The organism is Rhodococcus sp. NCIMB 12038 (assembly GCF_002165735.1).
Taxonomy (GTDB): domain Bacteria; phylum Actinomycetota; class Actinomycetes; order Mycobacteriales; family Mycobacteriaceae; genus Rhodococcus_F.
In genome coordinates this window covers 75,532-99,207 of record NZ_NHML01000030.1, presented here as the reverse complement: position 1 = coordinate 99,207, position 23,676 = coordinate 75,532, and the positions used below count along the sequence as shown (strand labels likewise).

Genomic DNA, 23,676 nt, shown 5'->3' with positions numbered 1-23,676 from the left:
GTCTCCGATACCCATCCTCGGCCCGACCAGACGAAGGGCTCATGTACGTGGCGCCGTAAGGGAGAACCCATGTGTCCCACCCCTGATCGACTCACTTCACTTGCACAGAGGCCCTGTACAAGAAGGTACGACTGTCATACAATCATTCGATAGTTGTGAGCACCATCTCACTCCGGCGCGAAAAGGCTGAACAACGACGATGACCAGAGCCGCGGTACTTAATATTCTTGGCGGTCCACTCGAGATCCGCGATGTCACCCTGTTTGATCCCGGCCCGGATCAAGTAGTGGTTCGAACGGAGGCGATCCCGTTCTGCAGTACCGACCACAAGAGCGCCAACGGAGAGCTCGACAAGGTCCCGCCGACCGTCCTGGGTCACACCGTCGTCGGGTATGTCGAGGACGTCGGAGCAACCGTCGCCAACGTCGCACCCGGCGACCATGTCGTCGTTCCCGGCACCCCGGAGTGTCGTAAATGCTTCTACTGTGGCATTGGCCGACCCGACCAATGCTCCGAGTTGTTCGACCAGGGTGGAATCTTCCCGACGGTCGGCACACTCGATGACGGTCGGACATTCACGGCGGCAGGCAACGTCGGCGGATATGCCGAACGTGTTCTCGTATCGAAGAATCAGGTGTGGCGGCTCGAGTCGGACCTACCGAATACCCATCTGTCGATGCTGGGTTGCGGTATCACGACCGGCGTCGGGGCGGTCTTGGAGACCGCGAAGGTCACACCCGGATCGTCCGTCGCCATCGTAGGTGCCGGTCACCTCGGCCAATGGATGGTGCAGGGTTCAAGAATCGCCGACGCCGAGCGAATCGTGGTGATCGATCCGCATCGTGAGCGTCGATCCCTTGCTCTGGCCCTCGGCGCCACAGACGTGGTGGACCCCGCCGATGCAGACCCCCTCGAGGTCATCCGGTCCCTTACCCAAGACCGCGGCGTCGACTACGCCTTCGAAGCCGCCGGCCCAGAAGACGCCTTCACCACAGCGTTCACACTGACCCGGCGAGCCGGAACTGTGGTCTACACCGGATTCCACCGACTCGGCGCCCAGGTGACCCTGCCTGCCGGCCCCTTGGCTCTGCACGGCCGCACACTTCACTCCGTCCAGAACGGCCGAATCTCGATGGGAGCCTTCATTCCCAAACTCACTCACTTGATGAACATCGGCGCGCTCGACGCCCGTCCCATTCTCAGCACGACATACCCGCTTGCGTCGATCAATGACGCACTGTCGGCGTCGCGGACGTATACGGACGTCTGCGGGATCGTCGAGCCCCAGAAATAGCCATTCCCATCCACAATCGTCGCAGGTCACCGAGGAGCCACCATGCACACATTCCTACGACCGACGGAGACAACGCTCACCGCAGAGCGTGTAACCGTCGACCACTGTTGCCCGCAATGCGGCGCTGACCATGTCAAGTCCTACCGAGTCCTCGGGGAGGGCGGCTGGTGGGACGTCGTGAAGTGCACCGAGTGCCTCGAATCCCTCGAGCGCACCCGCGCACCGCGTTTGGGCGTGTTCACTCCGCTCGTGCGCACGAACGACCAGACGGAGGTTTCCGATGTTCGGCGTTGACGTGGGAGGAACTTTCACCGATGTCGTCGCGGTTCGCGATGGCGAAATTTCCGTGACGAAAGTTCCCAGCAGTCGGTCCAATCCCTCGGCTCCAGTCGTCGAGGGGGCGCGGCGGCTCGGTGTCTCCGGTAGCTCAACCTTCAACCACGCGAGCACCATGGGGCTCAACGCGGTTATCGAACGCCGCCTGCCGAAAATCGCGTACCTCACCACGGACGGCTTCCGAGACGTCCTCGATCGCGGGAATGTCGCGCGACCACTCGAGGCGCAAGTCGACCCGCGGTGGCGACGCTCGTTCGGTGACGCAGGACGTCCGCTGGTTCCCCGGTATCTGCGCCGAGGGGTCGTCGAACGCATTCGCGCCGACGGGTCGGTTCTCATCCCTCTCGACGAGGACGACGTTCGCCGCCACCTGGCTGTCCTTCGCAAATGCGACGTGCAAGGAATCGCCATCTGCACAATCAACGGCTACGTCAATCCCGTTCACGAGCAACGCCTGAGGGAGCTTGTACACGAGGAGTTCGGCGAGCACTTCCCCGTTTCGCTGTCGTCGGAAACCTCGCCACTGGCCAAGGAATACGCGCGGGCATCTACCACCGTCGTCGATGTTCTGATGAAGCTGCTCTTCACCGACTACAGTGCGCGGCTACATGACGATCTCACCGCGCTGGGCTTCGACGGCGAACTGAACTTCGCCGATTGCGCAGCTACCTTGTTGCCGTGGCAGGAAGCCCTCGACAAGCCGTTCCGCATCGTCTTCGCTGGACCCGCCGCAGGGACGATCTCCAGTGCCCGACTCGGTGCCGCAATCGGCCGGAACAATCTACTGTGTGCCGACGTCGGTGGCACATCGACCGACGTTTCGCTGATTGTCGATGGAAAACCATTCATCCAGAACACCTTCGAACTCGAGCACGACCTGATCATCAACGCCCTGTCGACCGAGGTATCCAGCGTCGGCGCCGGCGGAGGAAGTCTCGTCACCGTCTCCGAATCCGGCGGCATCCGTGTCGGTCCGGGATCAGCGGGTGCCGAACCCGGACCCGCCTGCTACGGCCGCGGTGCAACCGTGCCAGCCGTTACCGATGCCTGCCTGCTCATGAATATCCTGGACGGCGACGCCTTCGCCGGAGGCGAGATGACCCTGGACAGGGAACTCTCCCGGCAGGCGTTCGACGACCTCGATACTCCAGTCGACCTGCACACTCGGGTGCAATCAGCCTACCGACTCGCCGTCGCGCACATGGCCGAGGAAATCCTGAATGTGGCGGTCCGCCACGGCGTCGACATACGTGACTTCACACTGATGTCCTACGGAGCGGCGGGGCCGATGCTCCTGCCGGCGGTTCTCGACTTGCTTCCGTTGAAGGCAGCCGTCATCCCGCCACACCCGGGACTGTTCTCGGCTCTGGGGCTCTTGTCGACCGACCAGGTCTTCTACGATTCACGCAGCGCATATGTCGTCCTCAGCCCGGACAGCGCGGACGAAATCGAACGAGTATTCGACGAGATGGAGGCCCGGCTGCGCGAACGAGTCGGTGCAACTGCCGACGGGCTGCCGGTCCGTCGCAGCTTCGACGGGCGCCTGCTCGGGCAGAGTTGGGAGACGCCATTCGTGGAAATCCCCGATGGCCCGATCACCGATGAGACCATCGGTCGACTCATCGAGTCCTTCCACATCGCATACGAGTCCAGGAACGGCAACCGTTTCGAGCAGATCCCGGTCGAGGGCGTCACCTATCGAGTCGAGATTGTCGTGCCGGCCGCCAAGGTCGAATATGTTCCTTCCGAAGCGGTTACACCGTTTGATGCGGTCCCCGACCGTCCCATCCGTCTCGAGTACACCTCCGACTCGGGCCCGGTCGACGGCTATCAGTATCGACGCGAAAATCTGATGCCCGGCGCCCGGTTGTTCGGCCCTGCCGTGATTCGCGAGGATCTGTCTACTACTTACGTACTCGCCGGACAGCGCGCAACAGTCGGTCGCTGCGGTGAAATCGTCATCGAGAGGAACGATCACTGATGTCTCTGCTGGACGACGTCACCCACCAGAATCCAGGACTAGCACCCACCCGCACCACCATCCGCGACCTCGACGAATCCGAGTTCGCCGAACGGTACGGCTGCGATCGCTATACCGCCACAGTGCTCGCCAACCGGTTTGACTATCTGGTCGAGCACATGAGTATCCGATTGCTCACCGGCGCATTCTCTCCCGTACTTCGAGATTTCTACGACCTTGCATGCACGATCAGCGCACCGCGCGAGCTCGACTATGCCGTTCCCGCGTGCAGCAACGGCATCGTCCTCATGGCGGGCACAACGATTGACGCTGTCGCAAATGTCGTCGAAGAGTTCGGACCGACGAATCTCTCTCCAGGCGACGTCCTGATAGCCAACGACCCCTCACGAACCGGCAACCACAACAACGATCTCCTGTTCACCCGCCCGGTATTCGCGGATGGCGAGATCGTCGGATTCGTCAATCTCAATGCGCATCAACTCGACATGGGTGGCACCATTCCGGGCGGATTCAGCGCAACCAAACAGAACGTCTACGAGAACGGCCTGGTGCTCTCACCTCGCCTGCTCGTCCGGCAAGGTGAGCTCGTCCCCGAGTCCTGGAACTTGATCTTCGACAATGTTCGGATGGCCGACGTCCTGTACCCGGACATGCGAACCATCTGCGCGAGCCTCGAACTCGGAGAGAGTCTCGTACTCGATGCGATCGATCGCTATGGTGTGGCCGCTGTCCACGGCACCATGCGCTACGTCTGTGATATGGGCGCGGAACGGATTGCGAACTCGCTTTCGGTACTGCCGGACGGCGACTGGTCGGCGACCGAGACAATCGACTGCGACGGTGTCGACGACACCGAGGAATACCGCATAGAGGTCGCGCTCTGCAAACGTGGCGAACGACTCGAGCTCGACTTCTCCGGCACCTCGCGCCAAGCTCGAACGTCGATCAATGCCACTGCGTGGGACACGAAGACCGCCGTCGGAGTAGCGTTGCGCTATCTCTTCGACCCCGAGGGCCGTTTCAATTCGGGCCTGTACAGGAACGTCGACATCGTGCTTCCCGAGGGAACTCTGCTGTCGGCGCTTCCGCCGGACGGCTGTGTGTTCATGTACTTCGAACAGTCTCAAGCCGTCCTCTCCACCGTGCTGCGAGCGATGAGCGGAGTTGTCGGCGACGCGGCGCTGGCCGGTGACCGCGGCAGTGCCGACCTTCACACCGCGTTCGGTGTATATCCAGACGGTGCCCCATGGGTCTCGGCCCTGCAGTGTGGTGGTGAGATCGGCCCCCTGGGCGCCAACCAGTACGGCGATGCGGACTCACAGTGCATGTCATACATGGCCAACGGTGTAGCACCTGCCATCGAGGAGATAGAGAAGAGCAGCCCAGTCGTCGTCTTACGACACGAGCCGCGGGCCGATTCCGCTGGGCCCGGACACTTTCGGGGAGGTGCTTCTATCCTCCGCGACTCCCTCTGGCTCGAACCGGCCACCCATTCACTGACCGAACTCCGCTACAAATCGCGGCCGGGATTCGGTGTGAGGGGTGCCTCCGAGGGGGCAGGAGGCGGGGTGTGGATGTACCCGCCGGCACCCGAGGGCGTGGTGACGGTTCCGCCGACGAAAACATTCGACACCGCCACAGTCTGGGCGGGAGTCGTCGACCCCACTTCGCATGCTCCCGTCCACGAGGGCGAGTACGTCTATCCCTTTCAGCCCGGCGCCAACGTGACCGTTGCAAAATCCGTCGTTCGCTACCTCACGAACGCCGGTGGAGGATGGGGAGATCCGTTCACGCGAGACGCGCAGAAGGTTCTCGTCGACGTCCGAGACGAGTATGTCTCGACCGAAGGAGCTGCTCGTGATTACGGCGTGGTGGTAGTCGGCGATCCGGTCTCCGATCCCGAGGGACTTCGTATCGACGAGGATGCAACCCAAGCTCTTCGCGCTGCTCGCCTCTGACACCCTCTGAACGCCGCCGGCGGGCCTCACAAGCCTCGTCGGCGGCGTTATTTTCCTGAACCAACAACCAACTCCGCATTATCATCATACTGTATGGCAATCAAATACCAGGAGCGCATCCCCGATGACCGAGAGCCTCTACACACGATCAATTCATCCCGTTCAGGGCGACGTACCCGCCGCCGACGATCTGGTGCAGCGCGCTCGCGATCTGCGCCCGAAACTGCGGAAGCTGCACGCCGAACACGAGGCGCTTGGCGGTTACTCCGAGGAAATCCATCGGGAATTCGAGGAAGCCGGCTTCTACCGAGCACTGGCACCCAAACGATTCGGAGGACTCGAGCTCGGCTTGGACGACTTCTTCCGCATCGGAATCGAGATTTCGCGGGGTGATCCCGGGGTCGGATGGTCCTTCATCCTCGGCGCCGGTCACGCGTTCCATGTCGGATCCTTCTTTTCCGAGGACGGCCAACGCGAACTCTTCGGGGCTGACTCTTTCATCGCACCCGGTCGCACCGTGCCCGCAGGCAAGGCCGTAGCTGCCGACACCGGATACCGCCTGAGCGGTACCTGGGACTACTGCTCCGGCTCGATGTGGTCGACCCATGCCCTTGTCGTCGCGCCAACCGTGGACGCCGCGGGCACCGCACTTGGCCTACGAATGTTTGCGCTTCCCCGATCCGATTTCGACATTCTCGACGACTGGGGTGGCGACCGCACCATCGGGATGCGCGCGTCCAGCTCTAACTCGATCACGATTCAAGATGCCTTTGTTCCCGGGCACCTGAGTGTCGACTACAACTTTCGCGAGCACGAGCTGGGAACCGACGGCACGATCGGCTACCAGTTGCACGGAAATCCGATGTATTTGGGCCGGACGATGCTGTTCTTCAACGCTGAACTGATCGCGACACAGATCGGAACCGCTTGGGCTGTTGTCGACGAGTTCGAATCGCTTATGGAAACGCGACCCGCCAGCTTCCCTCCTCGGATTCCACGCGTGGAGTCTCCGGAGTACCACCGTTGGCTAGGTCGCCTTCTCGCTCTGACCGACGCGGCGGAGTCACTTTATCTCGCTGGCGTGCGACAGTACACCGAGCTGGGACAGCGTTGGGTGGACACAGGGCGTGAATTCACGCCGGAAGAAGACGCACGCCTCAGAGCTGTTGTCCAACAAGCCGCCCAGCTCGCCCTCGACGCAGTCGACCTCGCTTTCTCCACCGCAGGGTCCAGCGCCGCCAAGCGCGGATCCGCGCTGGAGAAGTACTACCGCGATTCAGCCATGTACAAGACTCATATCGCAGCTCAGTGGGACGTCACCTACAGCTCCATTGCGCGGTACCACGTCGGCCAGCCGCTGACGTTCTGATCGACACTGCAGACGGGCCATGGCAACGCGTTCGCTGCCAGGTCAATACCGAATCCGCCATTCTGTCGGATGACTCCGGCCTTCGCACCATGGTCTGTCTGCAATCAACCTCGCATCGCGGTGGCTCCCGTGATGCGAGGTTGATTGTTCGGCGGGAGTATGACGTCGACGTCGAGGACGAGGAAAAGTGCGTCGATACGCGGATACCTTCCCCGTTTCCTCTGGACGGAACGTCGGCCCGCAGGCAGCTGACGACACCCACAAGAGATCCCTTTCGCGATCCCGTGACATCCCCATGCGACGGCCCCGTGAACGAACCTAGCCCAGGGCGTCTTCCCGTGCCCGGTTGAACTACGGATCGGCCGTGGGGACCGATCTAGTGGTGCGCACGGGGAATATCGCGTCCTTCGACCGAAACCTGTACCGCCATCGCGATACCCAGCTATCGAGGACCGCTCGAGTATTGGCTCACTACTTCAGCCGTATGGCGCCCACTACCCCTCACCGTGTACGCGTGCCACATCAGTGAACCGAATTTATCGGCGCCGGCAACGGAGCCGCTTGCCCCCACACTGCCGACGCCGATAAATCAGTTCCCTCCATCCACGTCCCGTCAGATCGACGGATCGTCGCGTCCGTGGCTTTCTGCCATGGACCTCAGGCAGGCACTGCCGTCCGTGTCATTTACCGAATCGCGGCACTCAGCTCCGCCAATGTCCCCTCCGCCACGCGGAAGGATTCCAACGCAGCCGGCACTCCCACATACACCGCCGCCTGGAGGAGCACCTCCTGAATCTCCTGTTCGGTACATCCGTTGGTTACTGCACCTTTGACGTGCACTGCCAGTTCGTGATTGCGGTTCATGGCGGTCAACATCGCAAGGTTCAGCAGGCTGCGTGTCCGCTTGTCGAGACCGTCCCTCGTCCACACCGTGCCCCAGCAGTATTCGGTGACAAGTTCCTGAATTGGCCTCGAGAAGTCGGTGACGTTACTGAGCGACTTCTCGACGTGTGCGGCACCGAGCACTGCCTTTCGCATGGCGATACCGTCGTCGTACGTCTGCTGGTGGGTGGTCTCGTCGGGCATGGTTGTCCCTTTCTCCTTGGCTTCGTCCGGGAGCGATCGACGCCGATCGATTTTCAGCAAGATTGTATGACACTCCCGGATTGGGTGATCCTATCTTGGCATCGAGAGCCTGTAAAACACTTGCTGGCCTCGACTCTTGTGCGACGTCGAGTTTGCTGAGATGATCGTCGGACAAACCGACAGAAAGTCAGCAGAGGTGCGGTGTGGACACCTACGAAGTGATCGCGGTCCGATATGCGTCCCGTCGGACTCTCCGGAGCCAGGTCTATCTGAATCATCATGTCTACGGCGAACCCGACGCCCCGATAGGCATGGACTACTACTTCTGGGTGTTGCGGAATGACGCACGGACAATTGTGGTCGACACCGGTTACAGCAACGTGGGTGGACACAATCGTCAGCGCGGACACATCATTCACCCGTCACTTGCTCTCAATCGACTCGACGTGCACCCTCGCGAGGCGCTCGTGATCCTCACTCACGCGCACTACGACCACGCCGGCAACCTCGACCTGTTCCCGGAATCAGAGGTGGTTGTGCCGCGCCGGGAATACGAGTTCTGGACCGGCCCGTTTGCCCAGCGCCCGATGTACCACCACTCCATCGAAGATGACGACATCGGTGAGATGCGCCGGATCCACGACGAGGACCGGATGCGGTTCGCTCCGATCGACGGCGTTGTCGCGCCGGGCGTCCGCATGATCGAACTCGGCGGCCACTCCCCCGGCCAGGCCGTTCTCCTCGTAGACACCAATGACGGTCCGGTGCTACTGGCCTCGGACGCGACCCACTACTACGAAGAACTCGACCGCGAGATGCCATTCCTGGTGGTCGACAACCTTGCGGCGATGTATGCAGGTTTCGACACGATGAAGGCAATTATCGACGAGCACGATGCGATCCTGGTGCCTGGACACGATCCGGCCGTATTCGAGCGGCACGAACCGGTTAATGCAGAGCTTGCCGATATCGCAGTCCGGATCGGCCACCCGACGACTCCGCCGGCTCTGCTCCTACCCGCTTCCGCTACCACCCCCGAATCGAGGCAGACACGATGACCGAAACTGTACCCATTGATCAATCACACCAAGCTGTAACAGCATTCACCGGTAGGACCGGCTTTATCGGGCTCGGGAACATGGGTTCACGTATCGCCGCCTGCATTGTGCGCGCAGGTATCGACGTGCTCGGATACGACACGCGGTCGGACACACCCGAGAGTTGCGGCGCCACTCCTGCTCCGTCCATCGCTCACGTGGTGGAGAACTCCGACGTCATTTTCCTCTCGCTCCCCGAGAGTCGCATTGTCGAGCGCGTCATACGCGGCGAGGACGGTATCGCCGCCCATGCACGACCTGGGCAGGTCGTGGTCGACCTATCCACTTCATCGCCGGCATCGACTCGAGAACTGCACGCGCTGCTTGCCGATCGCGGGGCAGTGCTGCTCGACGCCGGTATCTCCGGGGGTGCTGCAGCTGCCAGTAGGGGTGCGCTGACTCTGATGGTGGGCGGAAGCCGCACGGCGCTCACTTCGATCCGCCCCCTTCTGGATACTTTCTCCCGTCACGTCTTCGTGTGCGGCGACATCGGTGCTGGTCACACGGCTAAGTTGCTCAACAACTTCCTCAATGCCATCGCACTTTCGGCCACTGCGGAAGTGATGGTGGCCGGGCGAAAGGCCGGATTGAATCTCGAAGTGCTCCTCGAGGTGCTGAACAACAGCTCCGGCGTGAACTTCGCGACGCTCAATCGTTTCCCACACATCATCCACGGTGACTACCTCGAGGGCGGCCTCACCAACGCCTTGATGATGAAGGACGTCGTCGCGTACGTCGATCTGGCCGCCGAACTCGGCGTAGCCAGTCCCAACTCTGCGGCGCCGCTCGCCGCATTCGGATTGGCCGAACGGCTCGGATATTCAGATCGGATCAGCAACACGGTCGTCGATGCGATCGGCGACGTGTCCGGGCGGGTCCGTCTGCACGAGCCCGGCCGCGGTGACGATTCAGACAGAGCAGATACGCGCGAGGGAAACGGATCCAAGAAATGAAACTGATTCACGGAACCGAGCAGGCCGGGACCGCCGGCAAGACGGGTTCGCAGTTCACCGGGACGGTCTACAACTACCTGACAATGCCCGGCACCGACGGGGTCACGATCAACACCGTCACCTTCACACCTGGTGCCAGGACGTTCTGGCACAGCCATGAACATGGGCAGATTCTGCAGGTACTTGCCGGGGAGGGGTTGGTCGGCACAGAAGCGGAGGGCATCCGCACGCTCAAGGCCGGCGACACCGTCTGGTGCCCTCCCGGAGAACGCCACTGGCACGGCGGCGCTCCAGGAGCATTCATGACGCACACTGCGATCTCACTTGGACGGACCGAGTGGGAGTCCGCGGTCGCTGACGACGAATACGCGGCCACTGCGTTGCAGGCACCGTCGGAGATTGCTCGATGACCGCCACGGAACAGTCGCGCATCACGGACATCGCGGCGTCCGGCGAGGCGTTCCATCGTGTTGCGTTTCTCGGGCTCGGCAACATGGGACTCCCGATGGCCGCTCGCCTGGTGACAGCCGGGTATACCGTCCAGGGATTCGATCTGGATCCGGCAGCGCGGTCGGCACACGCAGCGGCAGGCGGCATTGCGGTGAACGACCCTGCCTCTGCAGTCGACGGCGCTGACGCAGTGGTGCTGATGTTGCCGAATTCTTCCATCGTCGAATCGGTCATCGACGGTCTTCTCACCGCGAATGCGCTCCGTCCGGGATCGACGGTCGTCGATATGAGCTCCTCGGAACCTATGTCGACGCGAACGCTCGCGCTCCGGCTGGCCGAGATGTCGGTTGCTCTGGTGGATGCGCCGGTTTCGGGCGGCGTCGCAGGGGCCGAGAAGGGTGCGCTCACCATCATGGTGGGATCCGCCCCCGACGTCTTCGAGACGGTGCGACCACTGCTCGAACACCTGGGTCGGCCGCGCCGCGCCGGCGACGTGGGCGCCGGTCACGCCACCAAGGCGATCAACAACCTACTGTCGGCGACCCACCTCTTGGCCACAGCCGAAGGCGTGCGTGTCGGTCAGGAGTTCGGTCTGGACCCCGATCTCCTGGTCGAGATCATCGACTCCTCCAGCGGCCGTAGTGGTTCCACCGCTAACAAATTCCCGAATTTCGTGCTCCCCGAGACGTACAACTCGGGGTTCGGGCTGCGCCTGATGTTGAAAGATATGAAGATCGCCACTGATCTCGCTCGCAGTCTGGGCTTGCGCACCCCATTGGGGGACGAGGCCGTCGCGCTGTGGGATGAAGCCGCTGATGCCCTGCCACCTGACGCAGACCACACCGAAGTCGCCCGGTGGAGCGCCGCGCAGCCGGTCGAAGTTACGACCGAGGTGGCCCGCGGCAGCATCGAGTCCGATTCGAGCGCGCTGCGGAAGCGGATCGAGGCAATCCACGGTGAGTGGAGTGACGACTGGCAGGCGGTGCTCGATCTCCGACCGGAGTTTCTCGCCGCCTACACCGGATTCGCCGGTGTCCCGGTCACGCGCGACGCGCTGGGCCCGAAGACTCGTGAACTGGTGTACCTCGCCGTCGACGCTGCAGCGACCCACCTGCACGCTCCTGGAATCCGCCAGCATGTTCGTGCCGCGCTCGCCGCAGGCGCCACACCCGATGAGGTGATGGAGGTCATCGAGCTGTCGAGCACAGTAGGTGTGCACGCTCTGAATATCGGGGTCCCGGTGCTCGTGGAAGTACTCCGCGAATCCGGACAACGGACCGGGCCCGCGCCCTTCACTCCGCAGCAGGAGGAACTGCGCCGACAGTTCACCGAGCAGAGGGGGTATTGGCATGCCTTCTGGGAGGAAATGCTCGAACTCGATCCTGAGATCTTCGCTGGTTACACCGAGTTCTCCTCGGTATCCTGGCGAACTGGCACGCTGCCGCCCAAGGTCAAGGAATTCGTCTATATCGCCTTCGATGCGGCGGCCACGCACCTGTACGTGCCCGGGCTGAGATTGCATATCCAGAACGCACTCGGCTATGGCGCGTCCACCGAGGAGATCCTCGAAATCCTCGAGATCGCCGCTGTCATGGGAATGCAGTCGGCGACCACCGCCTTCCCGATCATCGCCGACGAGCTCGCCAGGCGGACGGACGGAGGAAACCAGCGATGAACGGGCTGTCCGGAACAGTCGCAGTTGTCACCGGGGCGGGGGGTGGCCTCGGTGCCGCAGCGGTGGCACGCCTCGCGTCCGAGGGTGTGCACGTCGTCGCGGTGGACCTCAATGAGGAAACCGCAGCGAAGGTCGTCGCTGCCCTTCCCGAGAACGCGGCTGCGTCCGTCGCTGTCGGAGCGGACGTCTCGACCTCTGAGGGCGTGGCGCGATATGTCGACGTCGCCCTCGACCGGTTCGGGGCGCTGGACCACCACTTCCTCAACGCAGGGATCGCCGGCTCTCTCGCGGATCTGACCGATGTGACGGTCGACGAGTGGGACCGCGTCATGGCAGTGAACCTGCGGGGGCCGTTCCTCGGTGTGCAGGCCGCGTTTCGTCACTACCTCACTACCGGTACGACCGGGGCGATCGTCGTTACCGCCTCCATCGCTGGATTGCGCGGTAGCAATGACCTCCTGGCGTACACCACGTCCAAACACGGCACTCTCGGGCTGATCCACGGCGCTGCCGTGTACGGCGGTCCGATCGGGGTCCGGGTTAATGGAGTCGCGCCGGGTATCGTCCCTACGTCCATCTTCGGAGACGCCGGCCGCGCGGACATGGAACGTCGCGCGCGCACATCTCCCTTGCGCAGAGCGGGTCGGCCAGAGGAGATCGCCGGCACGGTGGCGTTCCTGCTCAGCGACGATGCCAGCTACATCACCGGGGAAATCGTCTCCATCGACGGCGGCGCGAACATCCAAAACACCAATCGCCACGGTGGCGGCGCGGGATTGTGGAATCCGGCTCCTGTGGACGAGGCACTCGTCGAGCGACACCGGGCCGGCGGCATTCACTGAGGGGCTTATTTCTGTTCCCCCGTCATGGGACTCTCCAGCGCTGTTCTTCGCCATTCCGCTGGAGGGTCTCATGACGGACCCGGGAGGGCCTCTGCCGCTCACCAGGCAATGTCCTGCACCGAAAGGACGGCGGATGGGTGATGCGTTCCACCCACAAGCTTGACTTCGAGCCGTCATACGGCCTTTCTGGCACCAGTAAGCTACGCTTGCATTGTATGACGAGATGCTAAACGGAGGCGGACACATTGACTGGGTCGAATACCATCACGGCGGCCCTGGGCGCGGCCCCTCATGTTGGTCGTGTGGCTGCGCCGTTGCGTGCGCAAGTGATCGAGACCTTGCGCCAGGCGATCCTGCATTTTCAGCTTCAACCAGGTCAACGACTCGTAGAGCGGGAGCTGATCGAAACTCTCGGGGTGTCTCGGACTACGGTACGGGAAGCACTGCGGGAGTTGACATCCGAAGGACTTGTGACGGTTGTGCCACAGAAGGGCGCGATCGTCGCGGCACCGTCGGTGGAAGAGGCGAAGGATCTCTACGCTGCCCGGGCCGCGCTCGAAGCGGTGATGGTGCAACGTTTCATCGCGAATGCTTCGCGTTCGCAGGTAATACAGCTCGAGGCGGCAGTAGAAGCGTTCGCCGAGGCTGCTGACGCAAATGACGAGGCCGGTCTTCTGGCGGCGAAGGATCTTTTCAATTCGATCATCGCCGACGGCTCACGGAGCACCGTGCTCAGACAACTGACCGAATCGGTACAGGCTCGGGTGCGGGTTCTGCGAATCGCTGCAATGACTCCAGGCCACCACGTCGAGGCTGTCGACGAGCTTCGTGCTGTGGTAGATGCCATCCGGCGCAAGGACACCGCCGAAGCGTCCGCCCGCTATGTCGCGCACATAGAGCGAAGTGCTGCCACGGCCGCCAAGGAGTTGGAGGCAAAGCTCGGGTGATCTCTCGGCTCTCTCGTGCGCGGGATCGCCCCACACGAGAGTCAGCCTGGTTCCGGGCGCGCCCTGCATCTTCTGGGGCGAATAGCACGCTGGACTGATTCCCGCCGCAATCAGCACACCGGGCGGAGCGCCGGCCTCACCGCCCCGACCTGCGGCCGTGGAAACCTGTCACCGCACCCGGGCGGGGATGGTACGTGACCCACACGGCGGCACTTGCGAGGGTGGCGCCGAGAACCGCCCCAGCACCGACATCGTGACCATTGAGCGGTGCCGCCTTGTCGAGAACGAGTGCACCGATGTTCTGTCCGGTGATCTGCGAGATCATGAGGGCCATTACGCCGATCCGGCTGACTGCATAGCCGCCAACCACGGCGATCGCCACGCCGAGGATGCCGCCCGCAACGCCCCATAACGGAATCGAGACGTCCTCGCCTATCGGCAGGGCACCGTTCGCGGTCAATACCACCGCCGTGAGCAGCGCGCCGGCGGCGAAATTCACCGCGCCCATTGCCAGAGGCTCCCCGGTCACGACAACGAGGTGACCGTTGCCGCTCTGCTGTATCGCGATACCGATCCCCGCCAGCGCGACCAAGGCCAGGAAAAGCATCGCTGCAGGCGAGGTGTAGCCGATCGGCCCCACAAGCACCGACGCCAGTGCGCACGCGGCGCCGGCCACGCGGCGCCCGGTGATGCGAAGGCGACCACGGGGCGACAATCCGAGGGCATCGACAGTCAATCCCCCAGTCAGTTTCCCGAAGACCGCAGCAAGGGCTACCAGTGCAATGCCGGTGACCGGTGCGGCTGCGGTGTTAGCCCACATCGCAGCAGTGCCGAGACAACCGCAGAGGAACCACCACCTCCGAATCGGCCTTGTGGCCCGGCGGGCCGAACGCCACGCACGTAGTACAGCGCCGCTGCCGAGCGCCGCGACCAACGCAACGATCAATCCGCTCAGGGTGCTCACCCCGGCGGCGAGTTGCGACGAGCCGATCTCGACCCCCAGCCGCCCGTTCAGATATGTCTGTACCGACACAGCGACCCCAGCGGCGAACGACGAAACGAACGCTGCAGTCACCCGAAGAGGACTGCTGTCATCCGGCCGCTCGCGCACGGCCTCGGATCCCGTCACCGTCAGCTTGACCCATCCTCGGGCAGCAAATGGTTCAATGGCTTGCTCCTTGTCACATCGGTAATCGCGCGAGCAGCGAGTTTGGTGGGCTCGCCGTCCGGCGCCCCTCATGTCACGGCGCGGATTGACACGCCGTGCGCCGCCTGGTGCTGGTGCTGGCGCTCAGGCGCTACGGGATTCCAGACGGCTATTGTCGGTGAGGACGAACCATCCGCGATCGTGATAGACGAGGGCGCCCGGATCGTCACCACGAGCGTCGATCTCGTGCAAATTCGCCGGCATTTCCATCACCTGAGCGATGATCACAGTTGCCGTGCCAGCCGTCGTTCGCTCAACGACCTGCGCGCGCATCCATCGGCGCACGCCGTGGACGATGGGCTCACCGGTTGGCAGCGTGTGCCACTGGCTTGCATCCGCGAACCGATCGATGCCACTGGTCGCGAAACGCTGCGCAACCTCGAGCGAGTCCGGATCGATGAGGTGGATCATGACAGAATCCGCGACTGCGATCGTCGGGGCAGCGGAGGATTGCGAAGACAACGAAAACCCGATGAGCGGCGGGTCTACGGACAAAGAAACCACCGACGTGGCAGTCAATCCGGCCGGGCCCGCTCCGGCATCTGCGGTGATGACAGCTACGCCGCCCGGGTGGTTTCGGAACGCGGAGCGATAGGCGTCGGCGATCGCCTCGCCTTGGACTGTCCTGGATACAGGATCGTCAGCGTGCAGCAAGTCCACGCCGGCGTCATCGATCCTGCGGTTTTCGGGAAGTGGTTGTTTGTACGTCATCGTCGCTACTCGATTCGCTAGCGTGGTCCGGAATGAAACTTCACTTTGTATGATGGTATGAAAATCTTTCTGGGGCAAGTGTCTATTCAGCCCGAGCCACGCGGGGCGGAACACCAACCGCGCACACGTCTCGCCGAGGGGCGAATGGTGCGCAGACAGACCATCGCCGTGCACATTCGGGCGATGTCGTGACTCGGCATACCTCGTAACGTGCGTGCTATGCGCCGCAGCGAGCCGATGAAAGGAAATCAATCGATGACCACAGAAGTGACCAAGCTGTCCCCGGCAAGGGCATTCGACGCCGAGGCACCCCGTCCGCTCGCATCGGCGGCGTCAGTCACTGCTCCGTGAACGCGTCCGCCGACAACACTCCAAGCCGGCGCGAGTGGCTGAACGCCACCGCCCGTACGACCCGCCGCGGCGGGTTCTGGATTCCAGGAGAGGACCTGTCGACCCCTTTCGGGACCGTCCAGCGCGGACCGATGTGGGTCGAATGGGAGGCGCCGGCAACCACCCCGGCGCACCCCCTACCCGTGATACTGGTCCACGGCGGCGGCGGCCAAGGTACCGATTGGATGATCACCCCGGACGGTCGACCCGGTTGGGCACCGAATCTCGTGGACAACGGCTTCGAGGTATACGTCGTTGACCGCCCCGGACACGGACGATCTCCGAACCACCCGCAGGTACTCGGCCGACCCGGCGCACCCTTCCCGGCTGAAGCCGCATCGAGCTTGTTCGCCCCGTCCGACGCCGCCGACACCCACACCCGATGGCCATGGGGACGTTCGCTTTCGGATCCCGAGATGGTTGCGTTACGCGCGAGCACGGGACATTTGCTCGCCGACCTGTCGGAGTCTCAGTGTCTGGACGGCGAGCGACTCGCCTCGCTGCTCGATCTGGTCGGACCGGCGATTCTCATCACCCACTCAGCGGGGGCGCCCAGCGGGTGGCTGGCCGCAGATCTCAGGCCCGACCTCGTCGCCGGAATCCTTGCCGTCGAACCAATAGGTCCACCTTTCGCGGGCCCACCCGGCCTTGCCCCGCTCCGGTACGGCCTGACCGCGGCACCGCTGCGTACCGACCCACCCCTCCCCGTGACCGAGTTGCCCGCGCGAGTTGGCGAGTACTGCGTGTCGGGCCTGCGCGGCACACCCGTCCGAGTAGTGACGGGCGGGGCATCACCTGCTGCCGACGGCGCCCGCGCGATTGCCGCGCACCTCGAGGCGACCGGCGCCGACACAGACCACCTTCATCTTCCTGACGAAGGTATCGACGGCAACGGCCACGGCCTGATCTTCGAGTCCAATTCGCGAGAGTTGGCAGCCCTGGCCACCGAGTGGCTCACCACCGTCACTCAGCGCACCCCGTCCACCGGTAGTCGAACCCCACTCTCCATCGCATCCAACACAGGCAAGGATTCGCTATGACCCAAGATCTCGCTTCATTCGAAGGAAAGGTTGCGCTCGTCACCGGCGCCGGGTCTGGAATCGGTGCGGCAACAGCATCGCTGTTGGCTCGCCGAGGTGCCACGGTGGTCGTCACCGACATCGATCTGGAGGCCGCAAACCGAACCGCCTCAGCCATTGCCGAATTCGGGACGAAAACGCTGGCACTGCGCCACGACATCTCGTCCGCCGACGACAGCGAGAATGTGGTCCGGCAGACGATCGACGTCTTCGGGCGGCTCGATTGCGCCGTCAACAACGCAGGCGTGACAGGCGATTACGGTCCCGTAGCCACCAGCGACGCGGACTCGTGGCGTCACGTCATCGACGTGAACCTCACAGGCACCTATCTGAATCTGCGCGCCCAACTCGCTCGGATGGTCGCGCAAAAGGCCGGGGCGGTGGTGAACGTCGGATCCATCACGTCGGTGAACGGACAGGCCAACACGCCCGCATATGTCGCCAGCAAACATGGTGTGAAGGGACTGACCTCGACAGCAGCCCTCGAAGTCGCCGAGCACGGTATCCGCGTCAACCTCGTCGCTCCCGGATACGTGCGCACACCTCTGCTCGACTTCTTCAACGAAGAACAGTGGCAGAACGTCGCAGCACTGCATCCCCTCGGCCGAACCTCTCAGCCGAACGAGATCGCGGAGATGATCGTATTCCTGCTATCGGATGCTGCGTCCTTCATCACCGGAAGCACACACCTGGTCGATGGCGGATTTTCGGCCCGGTGAAGCGGTGAACACTACCTAGCGGGGAAGAGTAGGTAAATCGCCGAAAATTGCCCGACTCGCAACGGCGACAACCGTCGTCACCCCCGTCCTGCCGAGTGTGAGGATGTCGCCGCGATCTACGTGCGGCCCTCATAGGAAATGTCCGCGGCGTGGACTGTCAAAACCAGGAGACCACATGAAAGCCGTCCTCAACACCGCGCCCGGAGTTTTGAGCACCGGAGATGTTGTGCTGCGTGACCTGCTTCCCGACGAGGCACACGTACAGATCCACGCCGCCGCGCTCTGCATCACCGACACGTTCGTGGTCGATGGCATCGCACCGACACCGTTTCCTAATATCCCCGGCCACAGCGCCGTTGGGACGGTCTTGGCCACTGGGTCAAACTGTTCACGGGTCCGCGTCGGCGACAGCGTCGCGGTGGTCGGTTCCTCTCAATGCGGTCGATGCCACTCGTGCCTTGCCGGCTGCCCCAGCGCCTGTGTCGACAACGGTAACGGCTTCGAACGAACCATAGGTACCGATGCTGAGGGGACGGCGGTATACACCGGCGTCGGAATCGGAGCACTCGCCGAGGAGATGCTCTATCGCGAGTCCAACCTTGTGCCGATTGAGGCCTCCGCTCCCACTCCGTATCTCGCCCTGCTCGGCTGCGGCATCAGCTCGGGTGTGGGTGCGGTACTCGAAGTCGGGAAGATCTGCCCAGGAAACTCCGTGGCTATCTTGGGATGCGGTCATCTCGGCCTCTGGATGGTGCAAGGGGCCGCACTGGCCGGAGCATCTCGCATCGTGGTCATCGACCCTGACGAGAACCGCTGCCGACTTGCGGCACAGCTCGGGGCAACCGACATCATTGTCGGCAGCGGAGCCGAAGCAGTACGCCAGGTTATCGAACTGACCGGGGGGCTCGGCGTGGACGTCGCCTTCGAGGCCGCAGGTCAGGTCTCGGCCGTATCCGATGCTTTTGGGATGGCGCGCGGCGGCGGCACCGTCGTCGCAACCGGGATGGAGTCACCCACCGCCGCGGTTGAAATCGACAACTTTTCGCTGATTATCGGCGCCAAGACAATCGTGGGATCTCAGACTGGTGGCGGCGACATCGTTTCCACCGTCCCGCGATACGCACGCCTACTCGCTCAGGGCACACTCGACGCCGAACCGATCGTCACTGCAATCTACTCACTCGACGACGCGGCAATCGGCATCGATGCAATGCGGCACGGTGGCGCGTTGACCGGTGTCGTCATCACCTCGCCCTCAGGTCAACTCCCCTCCACTTTGGCGACTGAGAGCAATGCATTGCCGTGAAGGCGGGTGATCGCGGGCGGGTGAACCAGGGTTCGAGCAGCGCCGCCATCCGTCACGGGACTCGAACCGTGAGCACTGGGAGCACTCAGTGTCACTCGGAGGAGATGGACGGACGATGGCGCTACAGAGGAAGAACCCGCGCGTGGAAACATTCGATGAGACGATTTTGGAATTTGCGCGCCGGTGGATTCCATACGGCGGCCCACCACAGGAGGAAATTCTGGTCGGATTCGGTCTGACGCCAGAGCGATTCGCAGAACGTGCGCTGGCCGCGCTCGGGCGGATTGCAGGCCGCCGACTGACTGCGGAGGAACAGGAAAGTCTGCGGCGACAACTGATCTGCTTATATGCACGCCACGTCAGTCCCGTCCTTTCAGGATGGGACTGACGCCTTCGCGAGAGGTTAATCAAGCTGGTACGAAACGACTTCAGCAAGGCGGGGCGGCTGTCGCGACACCACAGCACGGGTTATCATACTGTATGACAATCTGTTCCCTAGGGCGGAAGTATTTTCCTCGCGACGTCCTTCTTCCGCGAACACCTGGCGGAGGGCACCCCGCTCAGAGTGCACACCACACGAGCGAGCCGCGCCCAGGACACCTGAGCATCACATCATGAGCACCCACACGTCATCGACGCCATCCTTCACACTCCGTCAGCTCGAACACTTCGTAGCACTGGCCGAATGCTCGAGCATCCGGGAGGCCGCCGCCCGGATCCATATCTCCGAGTCAGCCCTCACAGCCTCACTCGACCAGCTCGAGAAGGGCCTCGGATTGCAGTTGTGTGTGCGACGGAAGGCGCAGGGGATCAGTTTGACGCCGAACGGCCGCGACATGTCGACACAGGCCCAGCAGCTGCTCAGAGCAGCGCGAGAACTAGGGTCCGCGGCAGCACATCTTCGAGGCTCCGTATGCGGGACTGTCCGCATCGGGTGCGTAACTGGCCTTGCCCCAACCACACTGCCACGCATCATGGCTGCTGTTCACTGCCGGCATCCCGAGGTCACTATCACCTTCGAACTCGACAGCCGTCGAGACATCATCGCGGGAGCGCGCGCAGGCCGGTTCGACCTCGCCATCGTTACCGCAGGTGACCTCCCGGAGGGTCTCACCTCGGTCACGCTTTACCACAACGATATTCGCGTCGTCCTCCCGGGCGAGCACCCCCTCGCAGAGGCTGACGTCGTCGAACTGAGCGACCTTGCCGATATACCGATGGTTCTCGTCGACACCGTGGAAAGCGAATCGAACGTCAACGCGATCTTCGCGTCGATCAATACGCAACCGACTGTGGCAGTGCGCGCACATACCCTTGATCTCGCCCGGGCGTTCGTAGGGTGGGGTTTTGGCTATTCCCTGCAGTTACAACAGGATATCGGCGACTTCAGATGGGAAGGGCGCTTACTTGCGATCCGACCGGTGCGACCGGCACCGCCACGCCAGCCAGTTGTGATCGCCTGGTCTTCGTATGCCGAAGTGCCCGTTCGGATCAGCGCCGTTGTCGATGTCGCGGTTTCGGAATTTCGCCGCGACACGCCCGTACGGTCTCTTCAGCCGTGACACATTGCTCACCGAACAAGATGCTCGCGTTCCGCATCGGCCGCAATTCATGCGTGCAACCACGCAACGCCTCATCATTCGGACTCGGGAACGTGCTGACCCTCGCCCCGGACGAGTTCCGAAACGAGGGTCCAGCAAATCCTTGTGGTGCCGTACAGGCACCTATTCTGTCGAAACCACAGTCACATCGCTGGTGGAGCTGACTCCAAGTCTGCGGTCCGGTCCGGTGCAACTACGGGACCGGCAGTACCTGCCGTGACAATCGAGGTCAGGCGAAGCAAGGCGAGCATACTGATTCCGATCGTTACCGCAACATAGGTTGCGACAGCGTAGCCGCTGCCTGTTGCGTCGAGCAGCAGCGTGGCAATCAACGGCGTGAGCCCTGTGCCGACTACGTTTCCGAGCTGGTATCCGAGCGACATCCCGGTGTAGCGAACGCGCGAGTCGAACGCGTCGGCGAACAGCGATGGCAACGCACCGAAGCTGATTCCGTAGAAGATCGCCTGACCCACGGCGTATCCCACGAAGACACCGAGTGGGATACCTGTGTTCACCCCCGCGAAGAGTACAAAGATTCCGATGGCGGCCAGCGGAGGCCCGACCAGGAACAGCTTTCGGTGCCCCCATCGATCAGCAAGGCTGCCGGACACCAGCAGGACCGGCACCTGAATGACGTTGGCCATCATCATGGTGGCAAGCAGGCTGCTCGGGGCCACTCCGACCGTGCCGGTGCCATACTTCACCATCCAACTGATTCCCACCGCGGCAAAGGCACCAAACCCGAAGTATCCTGCCACAACGAGCAGTACCCGCGACATGTCGTTCCGGATCACCTCGAGCAGCGGAACCCGGGCCTCCACCCCGTCGTTCTTCACTTCCAGGAAATCTGGGGATTCGGCAATGCGTGAACGCACGAAGATCCCGATCACGACGAGTACTGCACTGAACAGGAACGGGATTCGCCAACCCCACGACAGCATCTGCTCTTCCGGCAACAACGCAACCAACGCGAAGACACCGTTACCGGCGAGCGCGCCTACTGTCGGACCGACCTGAGGAACAGCAGCGAAGAATCCGCGGCGGTTGGGCGGCGAATATTCGAATGCCATGAGAACGGCCCCGCCCCACTCACCACCGAAGGCAATGCCCTGCGTGATTCGGAGTAGAACCAGTAGGACAGGAGCCCAGACCCCGACTTGCTCGTGCGTCGGAAGCAGTCCGATTGCCGTGGAACACACTCCCATGAGGACAAGAGTGATAACAAGCATCGGCTTGCGTCCGATGCGATCACCGAAATGTCCGAACAGGATGCCTCCGAGGGGCCTGGCGATGAATCCCACCGCGAAGGTACCGAACGACGCAAGCGTCCCGACAACCGGACTGGAGCCCGCGAAGAACAACTGGGGGAAGACAAGGGCCGCCGCCAGGCCATAGATAGCGAAGTCGTAGTACTCGATGGCGGTACCGGCGAGGCTGGCAGCCGCGACCTTCCCCACCGTGGTGCGAGGCGGCGCGGTAATCTCCGCACCGCTGGCCGTCGATGATGTCATGTCGCGCTCCTGAGTTCTGCTTGCGGTGGTGTGGGTCACTCACCACGGGACCTCAAAAGTATGACGGTCGTACAAACTGAAACCAACGAATCGAACACCGGTTTTCCGGGCTTTCCCGGATGCTCTTCAACGATTCTCCCGGGATAGGTCACTGCAAGCCCGGAATCGTGAGTCCCTTGACGAAGGAGGTGTGCCCAGCAGACGATCGTTACTTTGCGGCTTGCTAGTCCGCGAGGGCAGATGACCGAAACATTGCCGGGGTCATTCCAACCGCTTCCCGGAAGATTCGACCGAAATGCGACGCACTGGTGAACCCCCACCACGACGCAATCCGGGCCACGGGCACAGTTGAAAAAGCCGGATCTGCCAGCGTCCGGCATGCGCCTTCGATGCGGCGGCCACGAATGCGTCCGGCAGCAGTCTCGCCGCTGTCTTGGAAGACGGCATGTACGTATCGGGTTGAAACGAAATGCGCCCGAGCAATGCTTGCGACATCGAGGTCCGGTTCACCGAGGTGGTCGTCGATGTATCGATGCAGTCGGTGCAGCACGGGGACTGATCCTCGAGCGGGCTCCATGGGATCGGAGATCTCATCGATCAAGACCGATCCGACCAGGTTGAGAAGGCCACCGATCGCTCTCGGACGAGCTGCGGTCGCAATCGTATCGAGGGAGTCGCTGAGTGAGACGAGGAGACCGGCGAGAGCCGGCACCAGCCCCTGGTCTGCGGGAATTGTGAGGCCATCGCGCGCGAGGACGTCGAGCCCGGGAACGGCCACCGCGGCCGGCGAGAACTGAACCGCAATTCCGCGGTAGTCGTCATCCGTGCGGAACGTACAGCGGCTTTGAGTCGAGTAGATGCCCACGTCTCCAGGACGCATTACGAACGGCGTGCCACCGAAGTCCATGCTGGCCGTGCCCTGTACCTGTAATGCCAGAACACAAGCCGGAGGTGCCGCCCGGTCGAATCCGGGGCGCGCCGCCCTGTGCGGCCCGGATTCGATCTCGACGATCGATACCCCATTGCTCTTCCGCACGACGAGTCGGCCATCAATTCCACTCGGTGAGGCCGCAAGCACCTCGAAGGGCATCAGTGCCTTCGAAATCGCTTCACCCCAGCGAGCAGCGGACAAGCTGACAGGTTGCGCAGCGGTACTCATTGGAT

Annotated in this window: 20 protein-coding genes; 15 read left to right on the top strand and 5 right to left on the bottom strand. The window is 62.7% G+C overall.

The features are described from left to right. The first annotated feature begins 199 nt into the window (after positions 1-199). The 4 genes from CA951_RS33575 (at position 200) to CA951_RS33555 (ending at position 6,938) form a co-directional block, all read left to right on the top strand. Positions 200-1,294 (top strand): zinc-binding dehydrogenase, encoded by a 1,095-nt coding sequence (locus tag CA951_RS33575; protein ID WP_087560994.1) that lies wholly within the window; start codon positions 200-202, stop codon positions 1,292-1,294. Between the two features lie 280 nt (positions 1,295-1,574). Continuing rightward, the gene (locus tag CA951_RS33565) at positions 1,575-3,611 is read left to right on the top strand and encodes a hydantoinase/oxoprolinase family protein (protein ID WP_087560992.1); all 2,037 of its coding nucleotides are present in this window, start codon (positions 1,575-1,577) and stop codon (positions 3,609-3,611) included. Beyond that, on the top strand, positions 3,611-5,569 hold the full coding sequence (locus CA951_RS33560; RefSeq protein ID WP_087560991.1) for a hydantoinase B/oxoprolinase family protein: 1,959 nt from the start codon (positions 3,611-3,613) through the stop codon (positions 5,567-5,569). Before CA951_RS33565 ends, CA951_RS33560 begins: the two co-directional genes overlap by 1 nt. Before the next feature lie 124 nt (positions 5,570-5,693). Beyond that, entirely contained in the window at positions 5,694-6,938 is a 1,245-nt protein-coding gene (locus CA951_RS33555) for an acyl-CoA dehydrogenase family protein (RefSeq protein WP_087560990.1), read from the top strand. A 684-nt stretch (positions 6,939-7,622) separates the two neighbouring features. Here CA951_RS33555 and CA951_RS33550 read toward each other — a convergent pair. Further along, positions 7,623-8,024 (bottom strand): carboxymuconolactone decarboxylase family protein, encoded by a 402-nt coding sequence (locus tag CA951_RS33550; RefSeq protein WP_087560989.1) that lies wholly within the window; start codon positions 8,022-8,024, stop codon positions 7,623-7,625. 203 nt (positions 8,025-8,227) lie between these two features. Here CA951_RS33550 and CA951_RS33545 point away from each other — a divergent pair, with 203 nt between their 5' ends. From CA951_RS33545 to CA951_RS33520, 6 genes are all read left to right on the top strand, one after another. Continuing rightward, positions 8,228-9,082: an N-acyl homoserine lactonase family protein gene (locus CA951_RS33545; protein ID WP_087560988.1), complete on the top strand. Its 855-nt coding sequence runs from the start codon at positions 8,228-8,230 to the stop codon at positions 9,080-9,082. Beyond that, positions 9,079-10,074 (top strand): NAD(P)-dependent oxidoreductase, encoded by a 996-nt coding sequence (locus CA951_RS33540; RefSeq protein ID WP_087560987.1) that lies wholly within the window; start codon positions 9,079-9,081, stop codon positions 10,072-10,074. Before CA951_RS33545 ends, CA951_RS33540 begins: the two co-directional genes overlap by 4 nt. Then, positions 10,071-10,484, top strand: a complete 414-nt coding sequence (locus CA951_RS33535; protein WP_087560986.1) for a cupin domain-containing protein — start codon at positions 10,071-10,073, stop codon at positions 10,482-10,484. Before CA951_RS33540 ends, CA951_RS33535 begins: the two co-directional genes overlap by 4 nt. Then, entirely contained in the window at positions 10,481-12,199 is a 1,719-nt protein-coding gene (locus tag CA951_RS33530; RefSeq protein WP_087560985.1) for an NAD(P)-binding domain-containing protein, read from the top strand. The genes CA951_RS33535 and CA951_RS33530 overlap by 4 nt, the downstream gene beginning before the upstream one ends. Next, positions 12,196-13,041: an SDR family NAD(P)-dependent oxidoreductase gene (locus CA951_RS33525; protein WP_087560984.1), complete on the top strand. Its 846-nt coding sequence runs from the start codon at positions 12,196-12,198 to the stop codon at positions 13,039-13,041. The genes CA951_RS33530 and CA951_RS33525 overlap by 4 nt, the downstream gene beginning before the upstream one ends. Before the next feature lie 326 nt (positions 13,042-13,367). Further along, positions 13,368-13,988: a GntR family transcriptional regulator gene (locus CA951_RS33520; protein WP_256974201.1), complete on the top strand. Its 621-nt coding sequence runs from the start codon at positions 13,368-13,370 to the stop codon at positions 13,986-13,988. Positions 13,989-14,124: 136 nt separating this feature from the next. On the opposite strand, the gene CA951_RS33515 is transcribed toward CA951_RS33520, so the two are convergent. Then, complete coding sequence (locus tag CA951_RS33515; protein WP_179220411.1) at positions 14,125-15,117, bottom strand: DMT family transporter; 993 nt, start codon at positions 15,115-15,117, stop codon at positions 14,125-14,127. A 162-nt stretch (positions 15,118-15,279) separates the two neighbouring features. Next, positions 15,280-15,906, bottom strand: a complete 627-nt coding sequence (locus tag CA951_RS33510; RefSeq protein ID WP_087560981.1) for a flavin reductase family protein — start codon at positions 15,904-15,906, stop codon at positions 15,280-15,282. Positions 15,907-16,388: 482 nt separating this feature from the next. Here CA951_RS33510 and CA951_RS33505 point away from each other — a divergent pair, with 482 nt between their 5' ends. The 5 genes from CA951_RS33505 (at position 16,389) to CA951_RS33485 (ending at position 20,962) form a co-directional block, all read left to right on the top strand. Next, positions 16,389-17,336: an alpha/beta fold hydrolase gene (locus CA951_RS33505; RefSeq protein WP_087561000.1), complete on the top strand. Its 948-nt coding sequence runs from the start codon at positions 16,389-16,391 to the stop codon at positions 17,334-17,336. Next, a complete protein-coding gene (locus tag CA951_RS33500; RefSeq protein ID WP_087560980.1) occupies positions 17,333-18,094 on the top strand; it encodes an SDR family NAD(P)-dependent oxidoreductase in 762 nt (253 codons plus the stop codon). The genes CA951_RS33505 and CA951_RS33500 overlap by 4 nt, the downstream gene beginning before the upstream one ends. A 175-nt stretch (positions 18,095-18,269) precedes the next feature. Continuing rightward, positions 18,270-19,400: a zinc-binding dehydrogenase gene (locus CA951_RS33495; RefSeq protein WP_087560979.1), complete on the top strand. Its 1,131-nt coding sequence runs from the start codon at positions 18,270-18,272 to the stop codon at positions 19,398-19,400. A gap of 142 nt (positions 19,401-19,542) precedes the next feature. Further along, positions 19,543-19,788 carry a hypothetical protein gene (locus tag CA951_RS43050; protein WP_143543145.1) on the top strand — a complete coding sequence of 82 codons (246 nt, stop codon included), beginning with the start codon at positions 19,543-19,545 and terminating at the stop codon, positions 19,786-19,788. 226 nt (positions 19,789-20,014) lie between these two features. Beyond that, positions 20,015-20,962 carry a LysR family transcriptional regulator gene (locus tag CA951_RS33485; protein ID WP_087560977.1) on the top strand — a complete coding sequence of 316 codons (948 nt, stop codon included), beginning with the start codon at positions 20,015-20,017 and terminating at the stop codon, positions 20,960-20,962. A 182-nt stretch (positions 20,963-21,144) separates the two neighbouring features. Here the strand turns inward: CA951_RS33485 and CA951_RS33480 are convergent, their stop codons facing one another. Continuing rightward, positions 21,145-22,512 carry an MFS transporter gene (locus tag CA951_RS33480; RefSeq protein WP_087560976.1) on the bottom strand — a complete coding sequence of 456 codons (1,368 nt, stop codon included), beginning with the start codon at positions 22,510-22,512 and terminating at the stop codon, positions 21,145-21,147. Between the two features lie 223 nt (positions 22,513-22,735). Next, a complete protein-coding gene (locus tag CA951_RS33475) occupies positions 22,736-23,671 on the bottom strand; it encodes an AraC family transcriptional regulator (RefSeq protein WP_179220410.1) in 936 nt (311 codons plus the stop codon). Between the last annotated feature and the right edge of the window lie 5 nt (positions 23,672-23,676).